Origin of the sequence: Ochrobactrum sp. P6BSIII (assembly GCF_014138065.1) — a bacterium.
In the GTDB taxonomy this organism is placed as follows: Bacteria; Pseudomonadota; Alphaproteobacteria; order Rhizobiales; family Rhizobiaceae; genus Brucella.
On sequence record NZ_JACGXB010000018.1, the window covers coordinates 58301 to 78880 of the forward strand.

The following is a 20580-nucleotide window of genomic DNA, read 5'->3' on the forward strand; positions in this document are numbered from 1 at the left end:
GGCCAGACATTTATTGCTGGTCAATTCCTATGGCCGATTTGCATACAGAAATGCGCTGGTCATCCTGGATGTATCTCGCCGGTTATCAGATCAATGGCAAAGTCTCGTGATGGCAAACCGGAAATGAAGCGGTCAAACATCCGGGAAAGCCTGCCGAAGGCTTCCTGCATCGATCCCACCGCAATCGTTTCAGTACGACGAGCATAGAGGTGCGACACCCATTTGTACGCAGCGAGGTGCGGCTTAGATACAGCATCAAACCCCAGATCGCTGCCCATCCTGACGCGATACCAGTCACACAGAAACGTCATTGCGCTTATCCGCGACAGCAAGGCGCGATCAAGTCCGTATTCCACGGCAGAGATGGCTAGCTGACGCTGGATGTCACTATCGCCAATTGCCGCTTTAAGATCAGCAAGCGTGCCGGAAGTGACGGGACACTCGACCAGTGCGAGAGCGGCCAAATCCAGAATTCCAAGGTTTCTCACTGCTTCTGCAAGTGCTTCCGGCCACTCCCGACGCAGAAAACGTCTACCGATAAGATGCGCGAGGTGGCTCGACAGGAATTCCCCATAGTTTGCGGCGCTGAGCAACTCACCGGGATTGATCTTGTTTATCCGGGCTTCGGCGGCATATTGAAAGAGGATGTCAGCATCCAGTGCCGTGTCGTCAATGCTGATCGTCTTTATATCCAGCCGATTGGGCTGGATGCGTATAATCTTGTAAGCACCTGGAAAAGCGACCAGCGAGGGTACGGATACATTGAATAGAAAGCCATTGGCATTGCGATGGCGAGCGGTATCGTTGATATGAAGATGACCACTGAAATGCACTCGAATACCGGCATCAATCAAGGCATCGCCAACATCCGGTTCCGGGATTCGGTCCATGAGGCTTGTTTGCCCAAGCACTGCAAATTCGTCTTCACGCGTGCCATCCAGCGGATCAAGCGCCGGATAATGGGAAAAAGCGATGACCGTCTTGCCAAGTTTTCGCGCCCGATCAGTGACCGATTTCACCCAATCCAGAATGAAGCGTTTGTGGATCAGCATAGCGTTCCAGCCGGCATCGGTACTGTCGGCGAAAGCCTCCTCCGCATCGCCGGTTTCTCCTCCCACTGGCACGAACACGTTAGCGTCGATCATCAACATCCATAGATTTTCGAAAGGTTCGACGAGATAGGTCGCATCCATGAGCGTGCGAACCGTCAAGCCATCAGTCGAACGAATTTCGAACTCCCTCGCTGATGGATGATCCTCAGTGCCAAACGGGGTTTCCCAATGCAGATATTGCGGCTTTCTGAAAAAGCCGACGTCGCCCGGCGACTGAAGGCCGAGCGGATAACCAGCACAACGCAGATTTTCATTGATGATCAAGGCATCGTCGTCTGGCGAAGCCTCGCGCGCCGGATTGCTGGTTATCAGATCGTGGCCACCGCGAGCATTCAGAAAACGTTTCGACCGATGGCGCCCGCCGGGACCAAAAATATCGTGATTGCCCGGCACCGCATAGAACTGCATTCCATGGCGTCTGGCGTAATCGTCCAGAAGGGTCCGCAAGCCTGTCATAGTCGCCGTCTGGCCGTCATCCGAGTAGTCTCCCAGAAGGACAACGTGGTGAATTCCTTGCACGGCTACGTCATCCAGCGTGTATCGCAACGCGGAGGAACTCTCGTTGAACACGCGTGTCGAACGCACCGTGTTGGCAAATGGACGCAATGCCATGGTCCGCTTGTTCACCGTGACCCCGGCAGTGCCATAGTCGCCGAAAATATCGTGGAAGTGCGCGTCGGCAATCACGGCAATGGACGGGAACTCTGATGTCATCCCTTAGAGATTTCCTTTACAACTTCTCACGCTTCATACCACCGACAAGAATGCTACATATTTAGTAGTAAGCTAGAATCTACGCTCGCATATGTTTCACCGTCTGGCTAACATGCCATGATTGCGACAAAACCGGAAACGGTCGGACAACGTTGATTTTCTTGCCGAAGAGCCAGCACTCTCATGGAGCGGCGGTCTTCGAAATTGCGCGACGGCAGAAAGTGAGAGCGACACAGTGTTTCGGGTGCGTTTTTGGGGAGTTCGGGGCAGTCTGCCGGTTTCAGGACCGGATTTCCGGCAATATGGCGGCAATACTGTCTGCATCGAGATGCAATGCGGTGAGCACAGATTGTTGTTCGATGCCGGATCCGGCTTGTTGCCCGCCGGAAAATCATTGCTTACCGAAGGTATTTCCAACTTCAACCTGTTCTTTACACACTGCCATTACGACCACATTATCGGTCTGCCCTATTTCGCTCCACTCTTTGATGCCCGCTCGACGGTAGAACTCTGGTCCGGGCATATGTACGGGAAGATGAGCACGAGCGAGATTGTCGCGGAGTTTATACGGCCCCCGTGGTTTCCCATTGAAATAGATGTCTGCCCCGCAAAAATGATCTGTAAGGATTTTAAATCCGGCGATGTTCTGAAACCCCACCCCGGTATTGAGATTATAACCGGTAGTCTCACTCATCCCGGCGGCGCAATCGGCTATCGCGTGCAATGGGGCGGGCGTTCCGTAGCGCTTATCACCGATACCGAGCATGAACCTGGTATCCTTGATCCTGCGGTGTTGAGTCTGATCGAAGGCGTAGACCTTTTCCTCTACGATACCACCTATACCGATGAGGAAATGCCCAAGCATGTGGGCTATGGTCACTCATCGTGGCAGCACGCTATCCGGCTTGCCAAGGCGGCCAACGCAAAGAATGTTGCTTTCATCCATCATTCGCCGCTGCGCACAGACGCAGAAATCGAAGCAATCGATCGCCAAGCCGCGAGCCAGTTTGCTGGCGCCTTCTCAGCCCGGGAAGGCCAGACCTTCAACGTCTAGAGCGGTTCCTGTTAAAGCGGAATCGTGGAACCGCTCTATCTATTTGTTTTTACGCATTATCCTACGCAAAACCGCTACGCACTTTTGCGGGAAATGCTCTAAGTCTGAGCAAGCATATCCGGCAGCGCCACCCATCGGCTAGCAGGATGAGACACTGTCTGCTCAAAGAGCGCATCGAGAAATTGCCAAGCGGACTCGTCGTGCACCAGATGATGGGTCAAGAACCCCATGCTACCGCCGCCATCGAACATCACCCGCAGACGATGGACGACATCATCAATCAGCGCCACATGATCGCGGGCACCTCGCGTTCCATGCCAGTCCATCAGATCGACATGGGTGTTGATCATCGGCAATGGACCGAGCTTCTCCGGTCCAAACACTGAAAGGGAATGGAACCCAAGACCAGCAAGCGCGCCCACCAAAGACGGTGCAATACGGTTCCATGGTGGCACCAGAACTGGAGCGAAACGGCCAGCATGGAGCGCCTCAAGACGCTCCAAACCAGATTTCAATTCCGCAGCGACGACGCCAATCGGCCGGTGTTCACCAAGCTCCTGTTTCTTCTCGTGCTCACCGGCAAAATTGGTATGCGACCAGCCGTGGACAACCACCGTCGCTAGCGGCCAGTCGTCGAGGTACTCTGCAAGAGACTGGCCCGTATGTTCGGGGATCACAGCCAGCGCCACGGGAACAGCATGGCGCGCGCTTAGCTCAAGCAGCCGCGCCAGCGCTGGCGTCGGGAAAACCGCATCGTCATCACGCAACCAGAAGTCCGCGACTTTGCCAGCCTTATGCCATCGGTCCAGTTCGCTTTTCAACGGTTGCCAAATGTCAGTTCCCATTACGCGCTGCCCACATGATTTTTGAGGATTTCGTCAAGACGCTCAGACGCCACTTCCAGTGACCGCTCGTCTCGCACGAACTGTCGAGCCGCAAAGGCCATGTCGTCGCGGATTTTGGCATTCGCCAGCGCCGAGCGTATCGCTTGAGCATATGCAACAACGTCGCCCGGCGGTGTGAGAATACCGGTACGGTCGTTGACCACGACTTCCGGCACCCCGGCAATGGCCTGAGCCACGACTGGCAGGCCAGCGGCCTGTGCTTCCAGATAGGCCAGCCCATAAGCCTCCCCGCATCCGGGCCAGACATAAAGAGCACTTTGCGCGAACAACTCGGCGATTTCCGATGGTTCCAGCTCCCCGTGCCATCGAATTCGTTCCGGCGAAAAACCGGCAAACAACGTCTCGACTTCTGCTCGACAAGCACCATCACCCACGATGGAAAGTGTCCATGGAACATCACTGAGCAGCGCCAGCGATCCCGCCAGCATCCGGTAACTGTCCATTTTGTCGCCGCTGCGCATCATCGCCACCGTTATCAGCCGATCACGCTCGGGATGAGGCACCACCTCGGCAAACCCGGCGCAATCGATAAACGGTGCCAGCATCGCAACGCGGGCCTCGGGCAGCGCCTGTTTCAATCCGCTGCGATCGCGCTCAGTCAGGCAGATGTTGACGGCTGCCAGTTCGACAGTTTTTAGCAAGTTTTGCTGAGTTTGTGTCCAAATCCCCGTGTTGCGTCTTGCAGAATACGATGCTTCGACTGTCACGTAAGGCATGGCGAATGAGGCCGAAAGCACCGGTCCAAGCAAATCAGGAGCCTTGTAATAGGGATGATATGTCAGCCACAAATCGGGGACGGTATTGCCCCGCCAAAGCATCGAAATCCGCGTGATCTCCCGTTCGGCATGCACTTCGAGTGCGGCGAAAGCTTCGACTGATGGCACTTTCACGAAACTACGGAATTCCGATACGACTTCCACCTCATGACCGGCACGCCGCAATGCTGCAATCAACAGCCTCCCCATCAGCCGATCTCCAGAAGGAACCGGATGGTGCGGTGATTTTAACGGAGAATAGAAAGCGATTTTCATGGCATCATCAATTCGGTCGTAGCTGCCATGTCAATCAATGCCCTGAATGCTGAAATCCACTTGAAATTGAAGCGCTTTTTCATTCTGCCCCGAGCAAAGCCGCAAGACAAGCTTCTTACTCGTCATTTGCAATCATTCTTGTTTGAGGCTCGATACTCAGTCAATCATAAGTCCTGAACGTCCAACAACGCCCAGTCAACGACTGATGCAAGGGTGCGGCAACTCCACTTTGTCAGATCTGCGTTCGTGCGATCTCTGGCAATCATGCTTTTGCCTCCTCTGTTGCCGCGGCTTCCGCCTGCATCTTGCGCATGATCTCGTGGCTGGCAGCAGCCGTCTCGCTGCCGCCTTCGACATGAACTGTAGGATAGGCAATCTTGATACCGTTTTCTTCGAAAGCTTTCTTGATCATCATGAAGGCCCGCCTCTTTATGCCGAACTGTGTGCCAGGCTTGGTCATCAACTTCATCCGAAGCACGATCGAATACTCGCCGAAACTATCGATACCCTGCATCTTCAAGGGCTCGATCGTGTCTGCCGCAAATTCCGGGTCCACCGCCAGTTCCTGACCGATCTTCTTGACAAGCTTGCGGGCCAGTTCCACGTCCGAATCGTGCGTGACGCCAATTGTCATCTTCTCAATCACCCAATCACGGCTCATGTTCTGGATGGCACCCAGCTGGCCGAACGGAACGGTGAAAACCGGCCCGCGATGGTGCCGTAGTCTGATCGAACGCAGACTGAAAGATTCCACCGTTCCCTTGTATGATCCGCTTTGGATATACTCTCCGACGCGGAACGCATCGTCGAGCATATAGAAAACCCCGCTCAGAATATCTTTCACAAGCGTTTGTGCGCCAAAGCCGACGGCAACGCCAAAGATGCCGGCACCGGCGATCAGCGGCAAGATTTGTACACCCATGCCCGACAGGATTGTCAGCACAGCCACAACGGCAATGAATGCGGCAAGCGCGTTGCGGAATATCGGCAACAGGGTACGCAGCCGGCCCGAACGCGCCATCGCCGCGCCGCTGCTGTCGGCTGGATCGATGGGCCTCAACTGATAGTCAATCAATGCCTTCGCCAACTGCCAGAGCAAATCCGCTACAACAAGAATTATAATGGCGTTGAATGCGCCGTTGACCAAGCGCTCACCGAGCCCATTCCCCGAAAGGGCTGCGGCGCTGAATTTCCATAGATAAGCCAGCCAGAAGACCGCCGCCGCGATGACCAGCGCTCTCGCTCCTCTGGCGACGATGACATCGAATATAACGCCGACCGCGCCAGCTCGTTTGTCATTACCGACAAGTACCTGCGCAACGCGGCCTGTACCACGCAGGACGGGCGGCAACGCCAGCGCATAAATACCGATCCACAACAGCCCCAGCATCCCGCCGACCCAGACCAGCCAAAGAGCGATCAGAAAGAGGGTCAGCAACATTCCTTTCAAAGCCGATGGGTGGCGATCAGGATGGCGCCAAACCACTTCGATTGCGACTGCCAGCAATCCAAGCCCCAGCAAATATGACCCGATCTGTGCAACTTCTGGCGAAAAGCCGATGGCGCGCATGACGCTGACGATTGCCCAGCCGAACAAGAAAATTCCGGCCAAAATGCTGATACGTCGGCGCCAGAAGCGCGCCGTCTCAACACTATCTGCAGCCATATATTGTACGGGAACTGTCTCTTTCATCACGTCGTCGGACAACTGATCTGATGAAGCCGAAGGCTGGGTGGCCAGGAGGATAGTGGCAGGCGTACAGATAGCCCGCACCACGCGAAACGCAATAATGGCTACCAGGAGGGTCAATACGATCCTCCGCAACAATGGCGGCCATTCCAACGCCAGAAATGACCCGACACTCGCTAATGAAAAGGTGAGCAACGCAGCCAGATTGGTCAGAATTGCCCGCGGAACAAAATCCCGCCCCGAGGCTGATGGTGGTTCCTTCGGTAACAATTTCCGAACCAGCCATTCAGCACCGAACCCCACGGCCATCAGCACGGCGAGAATGAAGATCACAAGGCCCGGCCGACCGTCGTTGACGTCACGGGCGATCCTGTCGGCCCCGTTCGCCAGTTCTTGAGGGATACGAGGCACCGCATCTACAAGTCGTACTATACGGTTGCGAACCGCAGTTTCCCAGCTTGCAAACGTATCGGAAAGCGCGGGCTCAGCAACCGGGGGCGGGGCAGCTTTGCTTTCCAGCCAGGCCTTAACGTCCGGCTCATTGAGCACATCAAGAAGCTGTCTGACTTTCTCGGGTGGCACCTCGGAATGAGCTGTCTGCGCCCAACCGGGGATTTGCAAAATGGACAACGCGATCAATGTGACCAACATTATCGCGCCAGTTCGCAAAGCCACCAACATTTCCATCGTCAATTCTCCGCGCCTGCTGCAGCATTGACCTCTGACCGAATAAACGAAGCGTAAGCCTTACCCGATACGTCGGCTAACCCGACGACTGCGCTGCACGAGAAACCATGGTGCGCCACCCCGATCTTCCTCTCTTTGCGTGTTCAAAGCCGTCGAAAGAAGAAGCCTGAACCGCTCATAAGGCGACAAGTAACATCAAAGAAAGTAAAATAGCGATTATTCCAAGAATGGCATTTCGTTCGCGTGTTGACCACAGAATAATGTATTTCTGAATTTTTAATAGCTTATATTTAGATAGATGGCCGAGCCGAATGCTCTCTCCTATCCGCGTACACCGCGCTCATGGGCACACGTAAACCTGGCCGACGATTACCCTTGGGATGATTAAGCTGCTCGACCATTCCATTCTTCCCTGCCCCAACCGTTACGCGGTGCAATAAAAAACTCCCGCTATACGGAACCATAATTTTAGACTATATTATCAGCTCTACTTAATAACTTGGTTACGTTGGCATTCTCGAGCAGAAGAGTTGGCGGATCGTGGCGCTCCTTATTGTCATCATCTTTGATGAAGCGCTTGGCATGTGCCGACAATGAGGAGCTGGATCAGCATGGATCAAGTAGCGGATGCCGTGCATAAAGCGGGGGTTGAGCATTTACCTCCGTTTATCACACCACCGGGGCAAACCGATGTACTTCTGAACATCGTGATTGTCTTTCTGGTGTTCGTTGTGTTTTTAACCGGCGTTCTCTACTTAAGGCTCCACGCCTTACCGGAACATATCGCGCATCGGACGCATAAGGTCCAAATTCAGTTAGTTGCGGTTCTGGGACTGATCTCGCTCTTCACCCACAATCAGCTCTTCTGGATTGCAGCCTTATTGATTGCGATGGCAGAGCTACCGGATTTCCTTTCTCCAATAACTTCTATGGCCAGATCTTTACGCATCATAGTCCGACATGGGCTTGCGCCTACACCGATGAGCCAGATGAGCACACCTTCCAATTACGACACGGCGCACACAACCATCCCTGCGGCATCCATTGCGAATACCGCCGGAGCCGCACCAGTTGTCAATTCTGCACCTGACAAAATCAACGAGAAAAAGCAGGAGTAACAATAATGCTGGAGTTTTTGCTTTGCTCGTTGATCACGATATTCCCGGACTATTTGTTCCGGAGATTCCGTCAAGGAAAACGGATAGGGAGAGAAATTACGATCTACTCCGTCTGGTTCGAACTCAGATGGGGGATTACTGCCTGCATCATCCTTACCGTCTCTTTGATCACCATGATCTTCTACTTCCATCCATCAACATCCAACGCCACTGCAGCATTTCGAACGGTAACAATCCTCCCTGAAATCAGTGGCCGCGTGGACCAGGTTTACGTGACCCGAAATCAAAAAGTGAATGCCGGAGAACCATTATTCAAACTGGATAGCAGTCAGCAGAAGGCAGCACTGGAAACAGCACAAAAGCGCATTGCTGAAATAGATGCTGAGATGCTCGTTGCCAAAAGTGATCTCGTTGCAGCCGACGCGCGCATCAAGCAGGCCGAGGCCGCCTTCCTACAAGCGAAGAATGATGTAAACACCCAGACCGAACTGCAACGTCGCAATGTGGCTGCCCGCAACGAGGTCGAAAGGCTCCAATCCATTGCTGATGGTAAAGCAAGTGAGCTTGCAGCAGCCGCAGCCACAAAACAAACGCTCGAAACCAAACTTGCCACATTGCTTCCGGCCCAAAAGGCCAGCGTCGAGGCCTCCGCCGAGCAAGCCAAAGTGGAACTCAATAAAACCATCGTTAAGGCGGGCGTTACCGGCACTGTGCAACAATTTACACTGAGGGTCGGTGAAGTCGTCAATCCGTTACTTCGACCTGCCGGGGTGTTGGTTCCTGAAACGGCGGGCAGGCTCGGACTTGTCGCTGGTTTTGGGCAGATCGAAGCTCAAGTCATGAAGCCAGGCATGATCGCGGAAGCGACGTGCATAGGGAAACCCTTCACAATCATCCCAATGGTTGTGACCGAAGTGCAGGATGTAATTGCAGGTGGACAAGTCCGCGCAAGTGACCAACTTGTTGATGTAAAGCAGCTCTCAACGCCCGGGACAATCACGGTCACACTTGAACCACTTTACGAAGGTCAGCTCGCAGATATCCCCCCTGGGAGTAGCTGCATTGCCAATGCTTACACCAGCAATCACGAGGAGCTTCAATCGGGCAAGGCCGGGACGATGAGATCGATCTTCCTACATGCTGTCGACGCGACGGCACTGGTTCACGCCATGATTTTGCGAATTCAAGCGGTCATGTTGCCGGTACGCACACTTGTACTCTCCGGCCATTGACACGGACGGGTACGTACAAGACAGCGGGACAACTGCTCCAAATGAGTTTTCCATAACGGTGTTGCCTTACCATGCTACAGAGCTGATTTGTGAACGAACGAAATTGCGCGTCTCAAATTCGCGTGGATTGTCGAATATTTGATCGGGCGTTCCTTGCTCAACCAGCACACCTTTTGAAAGAATGCAGATGCGGGTCGAAACCTCTCGCGCAAACGCCATCTCATGCGTGGCCATCAGAATAGTCATTCCATTCTGGCAAGTTCGCGCACCAACCAGACAGAAGACCTCGTGGGCATCGACGGAGAAATTGATGCCATTGAGTACCGCAAATGTTCCGTAAGATTTTACACGTTTGATATCTCGATGAACGCGCTCATGATGAGCCAACATTTGCGCTCCTGGCACGCCGTGCGAGAAGGTAATCGACGAAGCGCGTCTGCGGAATTGTGATGAGGATAAAGAAGATACAGACGGTCGTGACAGCGGATAGGTTGTAGTGGTTGGTCGCATAGATTTTGGGCTGCGCGAGCGCGTTGATGATCCCAACGATGTTGACGAGAGCCGTGTCCTTTTGCAGTGCAACAAAGCCGCCAAGCAGTGGTTGGACAACCCGCCCGATTCCGTGAGGAAGGATCACATGTAACAGCGCGCTCCGCGGCGGCAACCCCAGTGAAAGAGCCGGCGAGTACTGGCTGGGATGAACGGATTCAATCCCGGTGCGAAATATTTCGGCGTTGTAGGCCGAAGCAAATCAGATAGATGACGACCACCGCAGGAGGTCCGCGAAACAGGTCGATGTAGCCCATGGCCAGCATTCGAACAGGCGCCATGCCTCTCCCCGGCAATAGTCGGCCGAGGGCAAACAACAGCCAAAAGATCACCAACAGTTTTGGCGCGCGCTCATAGCATCGCAAATATCGATTGCCGCGCATGCAGGCAGCCAATATATAGATAAATATTTTATTAATTATAATAAACTAATCATTATTATACATAAATTACGGGATAACTCTTCTCATCAAATTATATATTATAATAATTATAACGCTTTCCTTCATATTTGAAATAAAATCATACGCGCTGAAATATTTTGCAATTATATGATTTACGAAATTGCATATTAGCAAACTCAGATTTAGATATTGTCTATGCTCGAAGACAAAATCGCATGAAGCAATATCAAGACATTTCCATCGCGAGGATAAATGGACAATATCAGCAGCGCTTGCGATGAGCTCGCCCCGGAAGGAAAAATACAGATTTGTTGGATGAGATATCGCGGTTAAGCGAGCGCCTCGAAGCGCAGGAGAAGATGCTTGTCGAACAGGCCCTTGCTCTACAGGACATGCGCCTGATTTTCGAGCAATCTGCCAAAGTTGCCAAGGTCGGGATATGGCAATGCACTCTCCCGAATGAGAGATTGCATTGGACCGACTTTGTGTATGATATTTTTGGCTTGCAGCGCGGTAGCCCGCTAACAAGAGAAAATACGCTGGCTCTCTACACCGAAGCATCGCGCAAAGAACTGGAACTTAGAAGAACACAGGCCATCAACGATCGAAGCGGCTTCACACTGGATGCAGAAATTGTGCTGTCAACCGGAGAACACAAATGGGTGCGCCTGACCGCTTCGGTGGAATGCGAGAACGATGTTCCGGTCAGACTGTACGGCATGAAGCAGGACATTACCGCACAAAAGCTCATGTTTGATCGGGCCCTCCACGATGCAGAGCATGACAAACTGACGGGTTTGGTGAACAAGTATAGATTCAACAAGTGCTTGGAAGATTTCTGCCTGATGCCAAATCATGACGGCATCAGAGGGTGCCTGCTTCTGATTGATCTTGATGGGTTCAAGGATATTAATGATCGGCTGGGGCATTTGGCAGGAGACGCGTGCATCGTACAAACAGCCAGTCGCATCAAGAATGCCTGTCGTGAATCAGATATCGTAGCGCGTATCGGAGGGGATGAATTCGCAATTTTGGCACCCGGGATCACCAGTCGTGACGAAGTTATCAGCCTTTCTGAAAGATTGTTATCCGAATTCAGAATGCCGGTAGAACTCAACGGAGATCGTATTTCCATCACCGGCTCGATAGGGTTAGCTCTGCTTATCGACGAAACTGACACGGAGATTTTCACTATGGCTGATACGGCGCTGTATGCGGCCAAGGCAGCCGGACGCAATGCTTATCGCTTCTACGAAAAGTAACCAGGCTGGCACCAGCCTGGAAGCTGTGCGCGACCCCACACAAAACTAGCTTCCATCGCGGCGGTCTACCATTTGGTGCATTTCCCTTGCATCGATTGCCCAGTTCTAGTGAAGTCAGGACGTACGACTGGCTTTGCAGGTGGCGAGAAACATTAGAAATTGCTCTATTGGCAATGGCTTCGCAAACAACCAGCCTTGCCCGAATTCAACGCCCATAAGACGCAATGCTTCGAGCTGTTGCCCTGTTTCGATGCCTTCAGCCACACTGAACAGCCGGTGATCTCTGGCAATATTGACGATGTGCTGGGTGAGTGACCCACTTGTAGAAGGCTCTTTGACCGCGCTCACGAAGGATCGATCAATTTTCAATGCATCCAACGGCAATCCCTGCAAATGCTGCAAGCTGGAATAGCCTGTCCCAAAGTCATCAAGGGCAATAACGTACCCCGCGTTTCGCGCAACCATCAGTGTTTCGCGTGCAATCTCCGCATTGATGAAGCTGCGTTCTGTCACCTCCAGCCAGATCTGGCGCTTTTCGATACCACTATAAAGTAGAAGCGCATCGAGCGTATTCAAAGCACGACCGGTTTCAATGTCCTCCGGCGTAAGATTGATCGTAACATGCAACGAACGGTCATTAACAAGTATATGGTTCAGATCTTGAATGACGTGATCGATCACCTGGTCTGTGATCTTTTCAATGAGACCAGTTTCCTCCGCAAGGGGGATAAATGAATCGGGCGCAATGATCTCACCGTTTGGCCGTTTCCAACGCACCAGAGCTTCGGCGCCAACACAAATGCCATCGTGCAATCGAATAATCGGTTGATAAAAGACGATGAACTCGTGGTTACGAATGGCAAGTTCAAGCTCCATTCTTTTTGAAAGCCGATTTCGCCAGTATTTGACCGACAGACCGATGACGAGCAGAGAGAGCATACAACCAATGGGCAAAGACTGTTCAAGGTTCTCCCTGAATTGCGGCCAAATCACAGAGGGATTTTCGAGCGCAACGGCTACCAAATCATCTTTACGCGCAATACCGGAGAGCCAGCCCTTGCCCACCCCATCATGCGCCAACCTGTGTTTTGCGATTGAAAGCTGATCCTGAGTAGCGTTACGTTCACTGATCACGGTCCCCTGATTATTCAGAAGCACCACGGCAACGCCCTCGATGACCGTAGAATTCAAAAGGCGTGTGGGCAGCATCAACGCTTCAAAAGGGCCGGTCCAGATTCCAATCATGTCTTTTTGAAAACTAGGGGTCGGCCTATAGTTGAGGGTAATGATATCCCCCTCAGCGGTCTTGTAACTGCTATCCGGGCGTTTAATGGCCCTCGGCCCCAGGCGCCAAGATGTACATTTTTGCCGAGTGCCCTCAAAGTAGGCGATGTCTTCAATCACATCAGAGACAACAGTCAGGCTGCGCATACGAGCCATCATTTCAGGCGAGCAGACAGGCAAAGACAACTTGCTTAAGTCCACTAGAACCTGTCGAACCTCATCGAAAATCGACGTCGAATGCTCAACAGCCTGCTGCGCAAGAAGATCGATTTTCTGTTCTTCAATTTGCAGAGCAGAGCGGTAAGACCAAAAGACGCTTAAGCCCAATGGTATCAAACCGACAATCAGTGTGAATAGAGTTCCCAAAAGTAGAACTCGTGAACGTCTCGACGGCATCGAATTGAAATCACCTGGTGGCGGAAGTCTATTTCCTGGATAAATTTCTTCGCTTATACGACAGAAATAGACATTACCACCAGTGCAAAAGGCACTGATATATTAAACAATGCAATTCAATATAAATGGTAGATTTTACTGATCAGTATTAATCAAATAAATACATTTTTGATTACAACGGAAATTTGAATCAAAAAATAATTTTATATAAAGAACTTGATTTGAATTATCGTCATTTCTGATTATTCCCCAATGCCTAGAATATTATTCTCTCCCATTGAATGATCCATTGGAATGCCAATGCGTGCAAAAAAATGATTACCAATACCGGCTACGACGGCTGAAACTTGGCGTCTGAGCGTCTCGCGCCGCATCTGCTGTTGATGAATGGCTAGTTAGTCTATTCCGAAAGTTCTCTATTCGGAGTTGCCCTTCGTCGAAAACATGACTAAATAACTCATATTTCTGAATGTGTCTTTGGATCAAGTGTATGTCTTCGATGAATGCCGTTTTTGAACGTTTCTTTGTACGAGAGCGTTCGCGTCTGAAACGGTTTGCCGTAAAACTTCTCGGTAATGCGCACGACGCCGACGACATCCTTCAGGAGACCTACATCAAGCTCTCTTCGCGCGAACTTTCAGACGGTGACAGAGGACTGGTGGTTCGTACTTTGACAACATTGGCCTTCGATCACATTCGCAGGCGGAAGGTTCATGACGCTGGCGGCGAGCCAGCGAGTGACGAGATTTTTGTGGAGCACATCCAGCCCGAACGTATCGTTTCGTCGAAACGTGACCTCGCTGTTCTGCTCGAAGCGATCAATCACCTGCCGCGCCGCCGTGCGAAAATCTTCCTGCTCGCGCGCGTCGATGGCATGGCTTATGGACAAATCGCACAAACGCTCGACGTTTCGATCAGCACCGTCGAGAAAGAAATGGCCGCCGCCATAGCTTTTTGCCATAAGTGGCAGCAGTCCCATGGCTGATTGCGTTTCATGTGTCCTAACTTTAAATAGCAAAAGTATGTTGGAATCTGGCAACCACGAAAAGTCGAAAGACGTAGCGATTGATGAAGCCGCGACGTGGTTTGTCCGTATGAGCAGTCATCCGGTGACGGAGGATACAAAGCGCTCATTTCAATTGTGGTTGCAAGACAGTCCCGCTAATTCGGACGCCTATGACAGCATTTGCAAGCTGTGGGGTGACTTGAAAGCACCGGCTCAGATTGTCGCCAGATCAAGCGGACCCAAATTTGGGCGGGTTGAATATTTTGTCTCTTACCCGGTCTTGAAATGGACGGCCGTTGCAACCTCGGCCGTCCTGTTCATTGGCTTGGGCGCAATCTGGCGCGATGAAGGTTTGATAGCCCGAGGATTTGCGGACTATGCCACATCGCCTGGAACCCACCGTGAAGTTGCACTTTCGGATGGAACCAAGATTTATCTGGATGGCAACAGTGCCATGGATACGACGTTTTTGGCCGACGAACGTCATATTAAACTCATCCGTGGTCGCGCATGGTTTAACGTAGCGCGCGATGAAAACCGGCCGTTCTATGTCGAAACACAAAACGCAACCGTCCGCGTTCTCGGAACAATTTTCACCGTCGATATCGAGAAAAGCGATAAAACGACAGTCAGCGTGGAAAGCGGCGAGGTTTCAGTTCACTCCGCAGACAGCCAAATCGAGCTTGAAGCAGGCAATGTTGCAACAGCTTCGCCCGGCGGTCTTCACAAGCTGGAAAATGCCGAGATCGACAGGATGAGTTCCTGGCGTCGGGGGCTCATCATTATGAACCAGACACCACTCGAAACCGTCTTGTCAGAAGTTTCGCGTTATACGACGGGTCGGATTGTAGTCTCGGGCCAAAACATCAAGAACCTACAGCTTTCGGGTGTATTCCGTACAGATGATACTGATGCAATATTCGCAGCACTGCAATCAGTGCTAGGCCTAAAAGTCAGAAAAATCCCGGGTTTGCTGACGTTTATCTACCGCTAAACTGCTTTCTGTAGAAATTACGGATTATTTTTACGGGTTTTCCCGGTCTCGTCCGTTCTTTGCATGAAGGGCTTGATGCCCATGCAATTGAACAGGGACGGTTCATGGAAAAGACACTCAGAACAGCGCTCGCCGTGGGCAGCATTTCGTTAATCGCGCTGGTAGTCGCAAGAACGCCAGGAGTCTTGGCGCAGGATATGGGTTTGCAAAACGAACCCTCCATGTTCGCTTTCAATATTCCGTCGAAGCCGCTTCTGTCGGCTCTTGCTGATTTCACGCAGGTAACCGGTATCCAGATAGTGAGACAGGACGGCAATCCTATCCAGGGGCCATCCATTGCTATCACAGGTCGCCAGTCTGCCAATGCTGCACTGACCCAACTGCTATCGAAATCAGGGTTAGACCATCGTTTCATCGATGCGCATACGGTGAGCATCTTTGATCGCAGGGCAACCACCCCTGAAAACTCAACCACTATTGCGCCCAATGATGGAACGACCTTGCTGGAGACAATCGTAGTCAGCAACTCAAGGATAACGGAAGCCGCTTCGGTTTATACTGCGCCTCGCTCCAGCGTTTATGTCTCCGGCGAGGAACTGGGCCGCTATGGCCCCCTCTCCCCAGCGGACACTCTCAAGGGTCTACCTGGTATTCAAGTCGCTGATAGCAGGAACGGCGGTGGCGTGGACGTCAATATTCGCGGGATGCAGGGACAAAGCCGCGTGGCGGTCACCGTGGATGGATCGCAGCAGGCTCTGAATGTTTACCGCGGCTACGCGGGCACGCAACAGCGGAGCTATTTTGACCCTGATCTCGTCAGCGACATGATCATAAGCAAGGGGCCGGGACTGGCTGCCGGTGCAGCCGGCGCAATTGGCGGCACTGTCGCGATCACAACCTTGCGTCCCGAAGACATTCTCAGTCCTGGCAAGAATATCGGTGTGCGATTGAAGGGCGAATTGTGGGACAACGGTATTAAGCCACCGCATCGCAATTCCCAGATAGAAAGCAGCAGTGAGTTGTTTGCCAAGCCTCAGCAAGGCAAAGACAATCTGTTTGACTCCGATGCCAGGTCAGGCAGTGCAGCTTTTGCCTTCCAGCAGGACAATTTCGATTTCATCGCAGCCTATGCCCGCCGCAATCAGGGCAACTACATCGCCGGGCGTCATGGCCACGATAAATACCGTATATTTGGTAGCTCCGGCTATGAGCAAAATTCTGCGGCGACATCCTATGCGCTGGGCGAAGAAGTTCTCAATACATCTGCCAAGACAGAATCCATTCTATTGAAGACAACAATCCGACCAACGGATGAACAGGAACTGGAACTTAGCTACCGTCGCTTCGACGGTCGCTTCGGCGAAATCATGCCATCCGATATTTTCCGCTCCGGAACAGCTGGCGTCTATCAGTATCCGCAAGGTGAGATGCTGATCAATTCCGCTTCCACACGTTACGCGTTTGATCCCGCCGACAATGACTGGATTAATCTCAAGGCCAATCTGTGGTGGACAGATGCACAAAGCAGTCAGATAAACGGCGTTACAGGTCCCAAGTCACAGTATTTCGCAAGTGATCGTAGTTGGGTCAGAATGTCCAATCGTCGTATTGGCGGTGATGTCTCCAACAAATCGGATTTTGCAACCCGGTTTGGCGATTTCAACCTCACGCTCGGTGGTTCGTTCCAGCACGAGGATATCCGGCCACAAGACAGTGTTGTTATTACCGAGCACGATCTTAACACCAACCGGTTTCTGCGTGATGGTTCGAGAACGGAGATGAGCCTTTCAGGTCAACTTCAATATCGGCCAATTGATACACTCGAATTCCGGGGTGGCGGTCGTTACAGTATGTTTCGCTCTAAAGACCGCAATGCTATGTCGAAAGCGCGTTGGGAGGAGGTTTTTGGCCGCTGGATATATGCATCCAACTCCAAAGATTCTGGCTATATGTTCTGGCGACCGGATGCAAATGGTGTGTTTGGCGATGCCACAGACCCTCGCCTGAACAATGGACTGCTCTTTGGTGACAGCAACAATCCATTCGATGGAGTGCCTTTCAATGATTTTGGTGCCACCTATACGCACGCATTTGATCCCCGTTGGTCGGAAACCGTTGTCGGCTTTGACCGAGGGTCTCCAATGTCGGCCAAAGACAGCGGGTTCACCCCTGCTTTTGGTGCAAATTACGAGATTGCGCCGGAGACCTTCCTTTATGTGAGCTATGCAGAAGGCATGCGCATGCCTTCGCTTTTTGAGACGACCTTGGGAACACTTCAGGTAGAGCCGACAGGTGGGCTGAAGCCGGAACGTTCACGCAACTGGGAGATTGGAGCCAGCACCACACTTGATAATCTGCTAAGCGAGGGCGACACGACTTCGTTAAAGCTTGCCTACTTTAACTCCAATGTCAAAGACTACATCACCCGCTACTATGATCCAAATACGAACGGCGTGATGACTTTCTCAAACGCAGAAAGTTACAAGACAAGCGGCCTTGAGTTTCAGTCCAAGTTTGACAATGGTAAACTATTTGCCGATCTGTCGGCCACCTATTATTTCAAAACCGAGACATGCGATCCCGCATTTGCGTCATACTTGCGCGAAACCGCGGGGATTTATCAACATACCGAGAATACACCCGATTGCACGCCGGGCAGCTTCATGGGTTCCTATACCAATACACAGAACCCGCCCAAATATGCGGTGAATCTGACCTTGGGCAGCCGCTTCTTCGAGGAAAAGCTAATCCTGGGAGGGCGAATGACCTATACATCCGGCCCCACCGAGAAAGTAAGCGAGCCTTGGCAAACCGGTGCGACGACGCCGCAGCTCGTTTATCACCCGGTAGCGATTTTCGATGCCTTTATGAGTTACAAGCTTAGAGACGATGCCATCTTCAACGCATCGGTCCAGAACATCACAAACCGGTACTATCTAGATGCATTGGCACAAAGTTTTATGCCAGCTCCCGGCCGTACATATCGCGCCGGGCTGACAATCAAGTTTTGAATTATTGAACACCGGAGCGACCCGCGACGTATAGGTGTCGCATCACGTTTTCACACCGCCTCTTAAGCAGATCAACAAGCCCCGCAAGCAATGGCGGGGCCTGCAGCATTGATCAACTTCATTGGTAACGCGATTGATCCGCCGACTTTCAGTGTGCACAACCAAGTGGCCGGGTAGCCTTTTGGCTGTGCAATTGTATTGCGCGCTCAATCGCGTTTACCAGCCTATCCATGTCGTCAGCTCCCTTTTGCCGCCGTCAATACATCACAGCTATTCACGGAATGACACTGACCTCGACCAACGCCAGGCCCTTGTTTGCTGATACGTGCGTGACAGCAGCCTCCAATGCCGCGGGCAGATCGTCCGCTCGATCGACGCGCTGTGCAAAGGCGCGGCTGGCCTGCGCGATCATCGTGAAGTCGGGTGTAGGCCCCAGCGAAGTCAATGGCATGATATTGGCCTGCGCTGCATAACCTTCCGGATAGAGATTGGCGACCGACTGGCGCACCGCGCCCCATTCGGAATTGTTGACCACCACAACCACGATCGAAAGGCCCAGAGCTTCCGCGATCTGATGACAGGCGACTGGATTAGCAAACATATAGGAGCCATCACCCATCGTCGCGACGACAAGCCTGTCAGGTTTTGCCAGTTTTATGCCGAGAGCAGCGGGGAAAGACCAGCCAAGACCACCCGAATGCGGTTCCTGAAACCAGCTTCCATGCCCGTTCAATGTCACTGTCTCCATCAGACAGCCAAGCTCCGACAGAATTGATACCTCGTGACCCTGAACAGCCCGCGAAAGACAGAGACTAACGTGATCTTTCGTTATGCCGGAGTTCTGCCCGGTCTCAGCCCTGGAAAGGACTTTTTTCCGTCGCGTGCGACAGCGTTCCTGTACATCTTCGCGACGATCATCGACGTTACGGTTGCCTTCGACGCCGAATTCCTCCAGCGCCTTTTCCAATGCAACAAGAAACGGGCCGAGCTCGCTGGTAATGGTCCGGTCCGACGGAAAATTCCGATAGGGGAACCGCTCGTAAAGCGGATCCGCACCCACCTGAAAAATCCGGCAATCTGCTTTCGGTTCGTGAATGGCGGGGGACCAAGGCGCCAGACAATCCAGCACGACGATGAGATCCGCCTCTTCAATCCACGGCGCAATTTCGTCGCCAGTTGAAAAGGGATGATCGGTCGCAAGCGCAAGCTGTACCGCCCAATACTGGCTGACAGGGATAGCCCAGTTGCAGGCAATCCGATCCAGAGCAGCAAAACCCTGCTGTGTCCCAGCACCTCTCTGTGCTACGAACAAGGGGCGCTGCGCAGCATGGATGGCCTTCGCTAGTTCGCTCACGCCATCAAGGTCAAGCGCAGAAACGGAAGCCGCCACCCGGCTGGGTGCGGTCAAGCCTTCATACTCAACGACCTCACACAGCACTTCGCGTGGAACACTCACATAGACTGGGCCTCGTGGTGTGGAACTCGCAATGGCAAATGCCCGGTCAATGACGTCTGGTATCTGCTCTGGAAAGCGGAGTTCATAGTCCCATTTGGAAGCTTCGCGGACCAGCGCATGCTGATCGCGCATTTCCTGTCCCCAGCCGATCGGCACTGTGCGCGCACCAAAACGCCCCTTTTCAAGCGTTGGCGTTCGCCCCGACAACAACAGCATGGGGATTTGTTCAGCTGCGGCATTGATGGCGCCCATGGCGCAATTTGCAAGACCGACATTGGTGTGCGCCATCACCGCCTGTGGGCGACCTGATGCGAGATAGTATCCGTGCGCCATCGCGACAGCGGCGGACTCGTGAGGAATGACAAGCGCTTCCGGCAATGCAATGCCGTTAGCCTTGGCTTCAGCCAGCCCCTCGATAATAGGAGGAAAGTCGGTACCGGAATTGGCAAAAATATAGTCCACGCCAACAGCTTTCAGCCGCGCCAGAAGCGCGCCTCCTGCAGTCATGGAATGGCCAGTCTGGTATCGAACATCCATGCGTCTTGCTCCTCCTGAGAATTTCGCATCCAGTTCTGCTCTCAGCATATATTTCTATATGTGAAATACTTATTGCTATTAATGCTAGTTCCGTTATACTTCTCATGTCAACATGCTTTGATATTTTATGATCAGCGC

General features: G+C 52.4%; 14 protein-coding genes and 1 pseudogene. 7 read left to right on the forward strand and 8 right to left on the reverse strand.

All coding sequences use genetic code 11. From position 1 onward, the window contains the following. Positions 1-59: 59 nt before the first annotated feature. The gene (locus tag FHW00_RS20780; RefSeq protein WP_078340096.1) at positions 60-1826 is read right to left on the reverse strand and encodes a metallophosphoesterase family protein; all 1767 of its coding nucleotides are present in this window, start codon (positions 1824-1826) and stop codon (positions 60-62) included. Positions 1827-2070: 244 nt separating this feature from the next. Here FHW00_RS20780 and FHW00_RS20785 point away from each other — a divergent pair, with 244 nt between their 5' ends. Continuing rightward, the gene (locus FHW00_RS20785) at positions 2071-2880 is read left to right on the forward strand and encodes an MBL fold metallo-hydrolase (protein ID WP_078340135.1); all 810 of its coding nucleotides are present in this window, start codon (positions 2071-2073) and stop codon (positions 2878-2880) included. A gap of 98 nt (positions 2881-2978) precedes the next feature. Here the strand turns inward: FHW00_RS20785 and FHW00_RS20790 are convergent, their stop codons facing one another. The 3 genes from FHW00_RS20790 to FHW00_RS20800 all read right to left on the reverse strand — a co-directional run bounded on the left by FHW00_RS20790 (position 2979) and on the right by FHW00_RS20800 (position 7193). Then, positions 2979-3725: a polysaccharide deacetylase family protein gene (locus FHW00_RS20790; RefSeq protein ID WP_078340095.1), complete on the reverse strand. Its 747-nt coding sequence runs from the start codon at positions 3723-3725 to the stop codon at positions 2979-2981. After that, on the reverse strand, positions 3725-4816 hold the full coding sequence (locus FHW00_RS20795; protein WP_078340094.1) for a glycosyltransferase family 4 protein: 1092 nt from the start codon (positions 4814-4816) through the stop codon (positions 3725-3727). Before FHW00_RS20795 ends, FHW00_RS20790 begins: the two co-directional genes overlap by 1 nt. A 262-nt stretch (positions 4817-5078) precedes the next feature. After that, the gene (locus tag FHW00_RS20800; protein ID WP_078340093.1) at positions 5079-7193 is read right to left on the reverse strand and encodes a mechanosensitive ion channel family protein; all 2115 of its coding nucleotides are present in this window, start codon (positions 7191-7193) and stop codon (positions 5079-5081) included. A 611-nt stretch (positions 7194-7804) separates the two neighbouring features. Between FHW00_RS20800 and FHW00_RS20805 the strand changes: the two genes are divergently transcribed. Together FHW00_RS20805 and FHW00_RS20810 are read left to right on the forward strand one after the other, a co-directional pair. Beyond that, complete coding sequence (locus tag FHW00_RS20805; protein WP_176168355.1) at positions 7805-8311, forward strand: hypothetical protein; 507 nt, start codon at positions 7805-7807, stop codon at positions 8309-8311. A gap of 5 nt (positions 8312-8316) precedes the next feature. After that, complete coding sequence (locus FHW00_RS20810) at positions 8317-9543, forward strand: HlyD family secretion protein (protein ID WP_078340092.1); 1227 nt, start codon at positions 8317-8319, stop codon at positions 9541-9543. A 66-nt stretch (positions 9544-9609) separates the two neighbouring features. Here the strand turns inward: FHW00_RS20810 and FHW00_RS20815 are convergent, their stop codons facing one another. Together FHW00_RS20815 and FHW00_RS20820 are read right to left on the reverse strand one after the other, a co-directional pair. Further along, positions 9610-9933 (reverse strand): hypothetical protein, encoded by a 324-nt coding sequence (locus FHW00_RS20815; protein WP_078340091.1) that lies wholly within the window; start codon positions 9931-9933, stop codon positions 9610-9612. After that, a pseudogene (locus FHW00_RS20820) lies at positions 9917-10279 on the reverse strand (ABC transporter permease subunit); the annotation flags it as partial. The pseudogene FHW00_RS20820 and the gene FHW00_RS20815, both read right to left, overlap by 17 nt. A gap of 525 nt (positions 10280-10804) precedes the next feature. Here FHW00_RS20820 and FHW00_RS20825 point away from each other — a divergent pair. Further along, positions 10805-11758, forward strand: coding sequence for a GGDEF domain-containing protein (locus FHW00_RS20825; protein WP_078340089.1), 954 nt, complete (start codon positions 10805-10807; stop codon positions 11756-11758). 114 nt (positions 11759-11872) lie between these two features. On the opposite strand, the gene FHW00_RS20830 is transcribed toward FHW00_RS20825, so the two are convergent. Continuing rightward, entirely contained in the window at positions 11873-13408 is a 1536-nt protein-coding gene (locus FHW00_RS20830) for an EAL domain-containing protein (RefSeq protein WP_176168354.1), read from the reverse strand. Positions 13409-13928: 520 nt separating this feature from the next. Between FHW00_RS20830 and FHW00_RS20835 the strand changes: the two genes are divergently transcribed. The 3 genes from FHW00_RS20835 to FHW00_RS20845 all read left to right on the forward strand — a co-directional run bounded on the left by FHW00_RS20835 (position 13929) and on the right by FHW00_RS20845 (position 18449). Then, positions 13929-14423 carry an RNA polymerase sigma factor gene (locus FHW00_RS20835; protein ID WP_162762677.1) on the forward strand — a complete coding sequence of 165 codons (495 nt, stop codon included), beginning with the start codon at positions 13929-13931 and terminating at the stop codon, positions 14421-14423. Next, positions 14416-15438 (forward strand): FecR domain-containing protein, encoded by a 1023-nt coding sequence (locus FHW00_RS20840; RefSeq protein WP_078340086.1) that lies wholly within the window; start codon positions 14416-14418, stop codon positions 15436-15438. The genes FHW00_RS20835 and FHW00_RS20840 overlap by 8 nt, the downstream gene beginning before the upstream one ends. Before the next feature lie 104 nt (positions 15439-15542). After that, a complete protein-coding gene (locus FHW00_RS20845; RefSeq protein ID WP_078340085.1) occupies positions 15543-18449 on the forward strand; it encodes a TonB-dependent receptor domain-containing protein in 2907 nt (968 codons plus the stop codon). A gap of 274 nt (positions 18450-18723) precedes the next feature. On the opposite strand, the gene FHW00_RS20850 is transcribed toward FHW00_RS20845, so the two are convergent. Beyond that, positions 18724-20442 (reverse strand): thiamine pyrophosphate-requiring protein, encoded by a 1719-nt coding sequence (locus FHW00_RS20850; RefSeq protein WP_078340084.1) that lies wholly within the window; start codon positions 20440-20442, stop codon positions 18724-18726. Between the last annotated feature and the right edge of the window lie 138 nt (positions 20443-20580).